The following is a 2,424-nucleotide window of genomic DNA, read 5'->3' on the forward strand; positions in this document are numbered from 1 at the left end:
TGAACGGTTGCGTCATCGCAACCGTTCTACTAGCTTAACCATCGCTACCTTTGAGCCCTCCGGAATCCGATAAAACATCGATTCACCAATAAACGCTCCACCAATTACAATGCCCAAAATTCCTCCTGCTAGCTGATTTCCCTGCCAAGTTTCAAAGCTGTAGGCCCATCCAGCCTTATAAAATTGCCAATAAATTTCCTTAAGTTCTGGAGAAATCCAAGTAGTTTCACGGTCAGCACAACCATTCATTACCCCTAAAAAGTCTCGGTTAATGCTGACACTAAATCGTTCCTGATTTAGGACACGACGCAGAGATTTAGGATAGCGAAACCGCTCATCCAGAGGAATTATAGCACGTTTTCGGCTTGAGTACCAGCCTAAATTATCAGTATCATCTGCCATCAGGAAATAGCCTTGAGCATACCCTTGAATTAAGTAATCAATATCGATTTCCATTAACAGAACTGTGTAAGTAAGAACTAAATTAGTTAAGTAAAATTAAACGTAACATACTAGCGGTTCACACTTCTCTTAAAAAAAAATGGGCTTCAAAGAAATAGGCTTTATTACCTAGATTAATAGGTCTAACTAAGTTAGTTTTAACAAACCCAGTTTTTTGACTGAATTTCTCCCCTGTCTCCCCAATCTTCCCACTCTTCCCCCTCTTCCCTTTCCACTTTCCCTTTTCCCCTAATCATGGCAAGCTGTTGATGATTCAAGGTTGATTGGCAACAAGTGCTGTATTGGTTCGGTTCCCCCCTACTGGAGAGATAAAGTCATGGTTACAAATTCTAATGTCAAACAGTTGCTCAAAATTTTAATCGGTGCCGCCTGGATAGACGGTAAAGTTCAGGCAGAGGAACGGGAATATCTGTATAAAGTCGCCCAGGAATATGGAGTTGCTGACGACCCAGAGATTAAACCGTTACTGTATGAACTCAAAGCTGTGTCAGCAGATGAATGCTACAGTTGGGTGGAACAGTATTTAGGCGATCGCCCTAGTCCAGAAGACTATCAGCGCTTGATTGAAGCCCTCAGTGCTTTAATTTATAGTGATGGGCTGGTAGACACAGAAGAAGCCAAACTTCTCAATCGCTTGCAGTTACTCGACCCCAGCAATCCATCTCAGCAGTCGAGTAGTCAAAAAGTACTCAAAGCAATTCAAAAAATTTACCGCCGGTGGATTAATAAGCAATTTACTGATTGATTACTGCCTCAGTAGGTCAGTGGGTAAGTGTTGAGTAATCAGTCCTGAAAAGTTCAGGACTTACCCAGCAACTATAGGTCTAGGGTCACCCTGAGCACTCTCCTACTACACTCCACACGCGGTCAACCAGTCACCCCACCCCCTTGGGCTAATGTGACAATTTTTGATCTGGCAAGTGGTTGGCAACTCATGGAATGTTACTAGCGTCAAATTACTCAGATTGTGCCGAAATGATTGCTATTAAACAGGCATAATCTGGTTTTTTATGCTTATTTTGAGCAAAAAAAACAATTTTATTGAACCTAGGAACATCTAGCATCTGATTGGTTCTATTTACTTAAGAACACATTAATTTAAGAGAATGCCTTCCATGCTTAACCTAAATCATTTTCAATCAGGAACTGCTGCTGTTTTAGCTCTTGGACTCACCGCCACCACCATGGCTCCCCTAGTCGCACCTGCTCCCTCCTTTGCCCAAAGCACTAACTTTATCGATGTTTCATCCAACTACTGGGCAAGTGAGTTTATTGGGGAATTATCCCAGCGCGGTATTATTGCCGGATTTCCTGATGGCTCCTTCAGACCAAATGCACCAGTGACCCGCGCTCAGTTTGCGGCAATGCTGCGTAAAGCAAATCAAGATTTCAATAAACCCGCCATTCGCGGTGGCAACAGTTTCGTGGATGTTGCTTCCAACTACTGGGCAAATCCTGCCATTCAGGAAGCCTACCAAACCGGATTTCTGAGTGGTTACCCTGGTAATATCTTTAGACCTGAACAAAATATTCCCCGTGAACAAGTTTTAGTTGCCCTTTCTAATGGACTGAATTTCTCTTCCAGCGGTTCTACCTCAGAACTGGTCAGTTTCTACCGCGACGGCAGCCAAATTTCTAACTTTGCCCGTGCTCCCATCGCTGCTGCTACAGAAAATCGTTTGGTGGTTAATTATCCTAACGTTGCCTTTCTCAATCCGACTCGGAATGCAACTCGTGCAGAAGTTGCAGCTTTTATGTACCAAGCGCTGGTGGCAACAGAACAAGCCCCAGTGATTAGCTCCCAATACATTATCGATCCCAATCCAGCACCTGTAGCCTTCACAATTCCTGCAGGTACTTCTATTCCGGTTAAGTACAAAAAAGATAAAATTCTGCTCGCCCAAGAGGAAACTATTCCCCTAACCCTGACAGTGGATTTAAACATTACCACTGCTGATGAGA

Annotated in this window: 2 protein-coding genes and 1 pseudogene; 2 read left to right on the forward strand and 1 reads right to left on the reverse strand. The window is 43.4% G+C overall.

The annotated features are described in order from the left end of the window. Nucleotides 1-15: 15 nt before the first annotated feature. Nucleotides 16-456: pseudogene (gene aat, locus F6K20_RS34265) on the reverse strand (leucyl/phenylalanyl-tRNA--protein transferase); the annotation flags it as partial. 322 nt (nucleotides 457-778) lie between these two features. Between aat and F6K20_RS34270 the strand changes: the two are divergent. Continuing rightward, complete coding sequence (locus F6K20_RS34270) at nucleotides 779-1,207, forward strand: tellurite resistance TerB family protein (RefSeq protein WP_287297768.1); 429 nt, start codon at nucleotides 779-781, stop codon at nucleotides 1,205-1,207. Nucleotides 1,208-1,577: 370 nt separating this feature from the next. Beyond that, nucleotides 1,578-2,424 (forward strand): S-layer homology domain-containing protein (locus F6K20_RS34275; protein ID WP_287297770.1); only part of this gene is annotated, 847 nt, incomplete at its 3' end.

It is taken from the genome of Moorena sp. SIO2C4 (genome assembly GCF_010672485.1).
Lineage (GTDB): Bacteria > Cyanobacteriota > Cyanobacteriia > Cyanobacteriales > Coleofasciculaceae > Moorena > Moorena producens.

Coding starts and splice junctions, on each gene's coding strand:
- F6K20_RS34270 (WP_287297768.1), top strand. CDS start 779: ATGGTTACAAATTCTAATGTCAAACAGTTGCTCAAAATTTTAATCGGT.